This window comes from Bartonella sp. AD328YNZD (assembly GCF_042196425.1).
Genome location: NZ_JBHIQG010000096.1, coordinates 1 through 7,548, shown reverse-complemented (window position 1 = coordinate 7,548; position 7,548 = coordinate 1). Strand labels below are relative to the sequence as shown.

General features: G+C 35.4%; 1 protein-coding gene and 1 pseudogene. One reads left to right on the top strand and one right to left on the bottom strand.

The genetic code is table 11. The features are described 5' to 3' along the window. Positions 1-193, bottom strand: a pseudogene (locus tag ACFIO3_RS06040) (ShlB/FhaC/HecB family hemolysin secretion/activation protein); the annotation flags it as partial. A gap of 616 nt (positions 194-809) precedes the next feature. Between ACFIO3_RS06040 and ACFIO3_RS06035 the strand changes: the two are divergent. Next, positions 810-5,780, top strand: a complete 4,971-nt coding sequence (locus ACFIO3_RS06035; RefSeq protein WP_375608397.1) for a DEAD/DEAH box helicase — start codon at positions 810-812, stop codon at positions 5,778-5,780. The last annotated feature ends 1,768 nt before the right edge of the window (positions 5,781-7,548 follow it).

The window sequence follows — 7,548 nt, the reverse complement described above, 5'->3', positions numbered from 1 at the left end:
ATTGCTGCTTTTCTGAATACCTACGAGAAAAATTATCGGTTGGGGAATGAAAAATAGCTGAGGAGCGCGCATAAACACTTACACCTGCAAACAAGCCAAAGAAAACAACAATGGCACGAAAAATTCTCAAAAGAGAACTTTGGCGTAAAAATACACAAAACAATACAGACTGCCCCCGCTTTGCACTATTCATGAAGCACTCTTTAAAAGAACTTCATGAACCTTTGATAACACCATTCAAAATGGGTATTATCCTATGAAGATTTCTAATAACAGGGCCCATCTCTGTATTCAAAAACAATCCGCACCAAAACCCTGCTTTATTTTAACTGCTGAAGATCTCTCCCCCACATTTATATAAAGAAACCTCTAAACAAAACTGTTTATCCCGTCAATGGTTAATACATCAATATCCCCATAAATATAAAGGATAAATTTGCTCAACCATATCCCCTTGCATTCATAGAATGAACCTTCAAAGGACGCCTCATCTATGAGTTTTAGAGGTTTTGAAGGTTTGAGAAATCTTCAAAACCTATCTATAAAACCTATCAAAGCACATAGTTCATTTGTCTTTATGAATACGTGAAACGAACAGCAAATTTCACTATTTTGCTGATTTTACCTCATGTCATAGGCTGTGGATAAGTAGCCTTTAATAAAATTTCTTTTTAAGCAGGTTGTGGGTCTTTAGTGCCCTTTTTTTATTTTATTATTGCTATTTGTTTTAAATAGATCTAGCAAATTCTATTTAAAGTTTTTTGACACCGATAGATCAACGCTTATAAAGCGGTGGGGTTTTATTATAAATGCTTCAATCTCATAACAAACCACTGACATTACGCTCTCTGTTACAATCCTACCGTGATCATACAGAAAGTGCGCGCGATAGAGGAACTTCTTTTGAAAAGTTTGTAATTGCTTATTTGACGCAAGACCCTCTACAATGCCAAGAATACGAAAAGGTTCAAACCTATTGTGAATGGGCAAAAGAGCATGGGGAAGATGGGCGTGATATTGGCATTGATCTGGTTGCTAAAATTCGTGATGAAGAAGGATATGCCGCTATTCAATGTAAGTTTTATAGTGCAAATCATCAGATCAAGAAAGAAGATATTGATAGCTTTATTGCTGCCTCGGGAAAAAAGATCTTCACACGCCGTATTCTGGTTGATAGCACCGAAGGTAATTGGAGTAACAATGCCGATCTCACCTGTGAAGGACAAGGAGTCCGCATTCAACGGATTAATCTTTTTGATCTGGAAAACAGTCAAATAGATTGGTCAACCTTTGAAAGCAAAGGGGAAGCTACTCTTAAGAAAAAAGAACCAAAAAAGCTTTTAGATCATCAACAAGAAGCGCTTAAAGCTGTTTGTGACGGTTTACAAGAAGCAGACCGTGGCAAGCTGATTATGGCGTGTGGAACGGGAAAGACCTTTACCAGTCTGAAGATAGCAGAAGCTCTTGCTGGTCAAGGTAAACATGTTTTATTCCTTGTCCCCTCTCTTTCTTTAATGTCACAAACAATAAGAGAATGGACAGCAGATACAGAGATACCCTTGCGTTCCTTTGCGGTGTGTTCTGATACACAAGTTGGCAAGCGTCGTAAAGCCCAAGATGATGCTGCCGAACTCGATGTCTCGGATCTCGCTCTACCAGCAACAACAGATTCTCAAAAGCTTGGAGAAAAAGCCAATAAGGTTTCTCCTGATGCCATGACAGTGGTCTTTGCTACCTACCATTCGATACAAGTGATTTCGGATGCGCAAAAAAAGTATGATTTACCCGAATTTGATCTGATCATTTGTGATGAAGCACACCGTACCACTGGAGCTGTGTTAGGAACAGACAAGAGTGAATCTGAGTTTATCAAGGTTCATAATAATAGCCTTATTCGGGGCAAGAAACGTCTGTATATGACAGCAACACCTCGTATCTTTAGTGATAATGCCAAAAAACAAGCTAATGAGATTGATGCTGTTCTGGCTTCTATGGATGATGAAGAGCTTTATGGAAAAATCCTTTATTCTTATAGTTTCTCCCATGCTGTAAAAAATGGACTTTTAACGCCTTACAAGATTATCGTTTTAGGTGTTGATGAAGGAGAAGTGAGTAAATCTATCCAGCATCTGATGACAGATAAGAATTATGAACTTATTCTTGATGATAGAACAAAGATCATGGGTTGTTATCAAGCTCTTACCAAAATGGATCTGAAAATTGATCTTGGGGATGATACAAGACCCATGCATCGGGCTTTGGCTTTTTGTAGAGATATTGATACTTCTGAACGCATATGTAGAACATTCAACAATGAAGAAGTTAAGAAAGATTTACGTAATCTTCATGAAAACCATAAAAATATTCCCCTTCTTAACTGTCAAGCAGATCATATTAATGGAAAATCTGGTGCCAAAAACCGTACGATAAAACTTGATTGGTTAAAAGAAGATGCGGGTGAGAATGTCTGCCGTATATTAACCAATGTAAGATGCCTTTCAGAAGGTGTTGATGTTCCTTCCCTTGATGCGGTTATGTTTTTACACCCGCGTAAAAGCCAAGTGGATGTGATACAGGCGGTAGGACGTGTGATGCGTCGTGCAAAAGGCAAAAAGATGGGCTATATCATTTTGCCGGTTGGTGTTCCTGCTGGTGTTTCACCAGAAGAGGCATTAAAAAACAATAAGAGATACAGTGTTGTCTGGCAAGTTCTCAATGCTTTGCTTGCCCATGATGAGAATTTTAGTAAAACCCTTAACCAGATGGTCTTAGGGCAAGACGTAAGCTCTATCATCGACATTGTTACAGTTTCTAAAAAGACCGAATTAGAGAATGTCACCACGGTTATTGACGAAATCCCGCTCCACGAAAAATCAGAAAAATCCGGACTTTGTATTGGGACACAAGCTCATGAACCGCAACATAGTCATAGCGTAACAGGAAGATTACCCTTTTTTGTTGAGTTTCCCAATGCTCTCAAAACACTGATTGTTAAAAAATCTACTATGAGTGATTATTGGGGCATTTGGGCGAACAATGTTGCTGAGATTGCACAAAACCATATCACACGCCTTCAAACTCTGCTTTCTGATCAAACAAGCGGAGCTTATCATGCCTTTGATGCGTTTTATAAGGAATTAAAAAACAACTTAAACAGTGAGATAAAGCAAGAAGAAGCGATTGAGATGTTAGCGCAACATCTTGTAACGCGCCCCGTGTTTGAAGCTTTGTTTGAGGGCAATGAATTTGTGCAAAACAATGCCATTTCGCAAGCAATGGAAAAAATCTTAACAGAACTCGATAAAACCAATATTGAGGAAGAATCCAAAGAATTACAAGAGTTTTATGACAGCGTAAAGTTCCGTGCCTCTGGCATTACAGAACCACAGGCAAGACAAAATCTTATTATCAAACTTTACGAAGATTTTTTTACCAAAGCTTTTAAGAAGACAACGGATAGGCTTGGCATTGTTTATACCCCCGTTGAGGTTGTCGATTTTATCATTCATTCTGTTGATGATGTGTTGCGTAATGAGTTTGGAAAAAGCTTGGGGTCACGGGATGTCTCTATTCTTGACCCTTTCACTGGAACGGGTACCTTTATCACAAGGCTTTTACAATCAAATCTCATAAAACCAGAGGATATGGAATATAAGTTCCGTCATGATATCCATGCCAATGAGATTGTTTTACTGGCTTATTACATAGCAGCCATTAACATTGAATCGACTTATCATAGTTTGAAGAAAAGAGAGTATATTCCTTTCAAGCATATTGGCTTAACCGATACGTTTCGAATGCTTGAAAAGCAAGATCTGATGAAAGGTTTACTAGAGGAAAACAGTGAATATTTAGAACTTCAGAAAAACCTCAATATTGAAGTTATCTTCGGCAATCCTCCTTATTCCGTGGGGCAAAAAAGCGAAAATGATAATGCAAAGAACAGTCCTTATCCCATATTAGATGAACGTATCCGTAAAACTTATGCTGCTCAATCGAAAGTAACGAATATACGAGCACTTTATGACAGCTATATCCGTGCCATTCGTTGGGCAAGTGACCGTATTAGTAATGCTGGGGTAATAGGCTTTGTTTCTGGTTCTGGTTACATAGAAAAGCCAACAATGGATAGCTTACGAAAATCTTTAGCCAAAGAGTTTACGAGTATTTATGTGCTTAATTTACGGGGGGATCTTCGCAAAAATATGTTAAGCAATGGAGTTGCTCAAGAAGGTGAAAATATTTTCGGCAATGGTAGTATGACGGGTATTGCGGTAACGCTATTTATCAAAAATCCCAATGCTTCTGGAGATTGTAAAATTTACTATCATGATATTGGTAATAATTTCACGACAAAAGAAAAACTTACAGCTCTTGAATACTTTGGTAGTATTGATGGCATTACACGTGAACAAAGTTGGCAAATAATCACGCCGGATGAACATGGTGATTGGATAAATCAACGTGATGAGAGTTTCAAAACATTCCTAGCCCTAGGTGATAAGAAAAGTCATGGTAAAAAGCTGTTTGAAAATTTTTCTCGCGGTATTATGACGAGTCGTGATGCTTGGACATACAACTCAAGCCCTGAAGCTCTAGCGAAAAACATGAGTAATATGATTGCCTTCTATAACAGTGAAGTGGAACGTTTTAATGATACTTATGCACACACTGACCGTAAAATACATACCAATGTTGTAAATAATTTTGTAAATTCAGATGAAAGTAAGATAAGTTGGAGCCGTGGACTTAAACAAGAGTTGACAAAAGGAAAGTTTTTTGAATTTGAAGAGACATGCCTCATACCAAGTCTGTATCGTCCTTTTACACAACGATGGCTTTATTATAATCGTACCTTCAATGATATGGTTTACCAAATGCCGCGGATATTTCCTATAGAAAAAGCGGTTGAAAATAAAGTGATACAAGTTTCTTCTGTAGGAGCAAGAAGTGGATTTTCTATCTTGATGTCTAAAAATGTACCTGATGTGAGTGTAATAGATACAGGTCAATGCTTTCCACGCTATATTTACAAAGATGATACGGTTTCAAAAAGTAAAAATGAAAAACAATCCCATTTATTTTTAATTTCTACAGAAGAAAGTAAAACAGCTGGTTTACAGAGGCGTGATGCCATTACTGATGAAGGATTAGCACATTTTAAAGCTGCTTATCCGAATGAAATAATCACTAAAGATGATTTGTTCTATTACGTTTATGGTCTTTTGCATTCGGAAGATTACCGTGCTCGTTATGCTGATAACCTCTCTAAAGAATTGCCTCGTATCCCTTGTGTAAAGAATGCTGAAGATTTTTGGAAATTTGTGACAGCAGGACGTGAATTGGGTCATTTGCACGTGAATTATGAAACTGTAGAACCTTATCCCGTGACCTTTAAAAAGGGTAATCCAAAATTAACTGACATCTCTAATCCCGAAAAATTCTATTATGTAACTGAAATGAAATTCGCAAAAGCAGGTAAAGAGAAAGATAAAACCACTGTTATCTACAATAGCAATATCATCATGACGGATATCCCTCTTGAAGCTTATGAGTATATCGTCAATGGTAAACCCGCTCTTGAATGGGTTATGGGGCGTCAATGTGTAAAGACCGATAAAAAGAGCGGCATTGTCAATGATGCCAATCGCTATGCTGTTGAAACCATTGGCAATCCTGCCTACCCTATAGAGTTATTTCAAAAGGTTATTACCGTAAGTTTAGAAACAATGAAAATCGTAAAAAAACTACCAAAATTGGAAATAAGAGAAACTGAATAACTTATAAAGCATGCTCACATAATGGGTATGCTAAATTCACAAGGGGTATAGAGCTTATAACCATAATCTATACCTCTCTTGTTAAGTTGATTAGATACAATCTCAAAAAGACAGTTTATATGCGTTATTCTAAAAAGAAGAAACTTGCACTTTTAGATACTCTTATTTGGATTGCTTTAAGACTTTTAAGAAACCCTATCTAAAGTGAATTAGATTTTTTTACATTGCCTTTAAAAGATTATACCGTAATCTAAAATGATAGCTTTATTTAAAGAGAGCTATGTATATTCATTTTCTTATATTACTTATAGGTTTTGTAGGTTCTTAAAACCCCCAAAACACCTACAAAACCCTCTTAAATATATATTAAAGGTTGTATTTATGTTTTGTGTTTAATATAGGTTGTTTATTTAGATCATTAACGCATTGAAATATAATAATTTTTATTTTTTATTGAAAAAAATATATAAAAGGGGCGTAAAAAGCACCTCCAAAAACCCCTAAACCTCCAAAACTCATAACCATAATGGTCTTGATAGTATTTCATATGAGTTACAAACTATCTTTTGAAAGGCTTTAAAGGAGCATATGCTTTTCATAAAGCACATTTTAATCACTCACTAAAATAATCTATTTTGTCGGTTCAATTTACTGACACATAACTGACAAATATATATTATGAATTGAATTTATGCGTTGTCTTTTAATAAAGGTTGCATCATTAAAATTATAACCTATTGAAATATAATGTTTTTAATTTTCTCTCATTTAAAAAAAATAATAGAGGGTCTAAAAAGAACTGACAAAGCTGACACAACTGACAAAAGCCTATTAAAAGGGATTTTACTGATCTCTATAATTATCAATCTCTCTTTAGATATTTTCATAACAAGCAATAAATCACAATTATTCTATTTATCGCTTCTCTTATGAAAATGAAAAATGATGCCATGGCTATAAAACATATAACAGTTATAAAGAATGCGTAAAAACAGTAGCTTTATTTGAATAAAGCAAAAATGCAAATGAATGCGTTGGTTATAAGAGCGCGGTGCATATTAAGGTTGTTTAAATTAGAGCCCCTTATAAACAAAATTCACAAAAAAATTAAAATTCATTTAGTGACAAAATTGATAGGTTATAAAGTTTAAAATATGCATTATGAGAGCGTTTCTAAATATTATAAATGTATAGATTCAAAAAATACGCAGTCGTTTCACAAAGACCGTAATATAGCTTTAAAAGCACATAAATATAAAAGAAGCAATTAATAGGCATAAGATATTATCAATACATAACGTATTTAAAAAATACAAAAAAATATCAAAAAAGATAAAGTATTATTTGACAATAAATACGTATTTTGTTATATAAATAATCAAGTGATTAACAAACACTAAAACAGATAGCGAAGAGGTTACGATAAACCTAATCCTGTTATAAAAACTGACTATCTTTTATGCTTTTGTTAGCATATATGATGATTATGTCGGGTGTAGCTATGTTATACAATACCCTTCGCGAGGGAAAAGCATAGCAACGGACTATCTGCCGTGTTTGTTAGCGCCCGGCGCCCTTATGGGCTGTCAATAACAAACTTTTAAACAGATAGGTTTTAAATATGACAAATTCAAAAAACACCCCCGTTATCTCTTCCATTTCAAATGAAACTGCATCTGTTAATAAACAACAGCCTGCAAAAAAATATGAACTTACTAATGAAAACCGCGTTGTTAACGGTGTGACTTTACACCGCATTAAAGCTTTA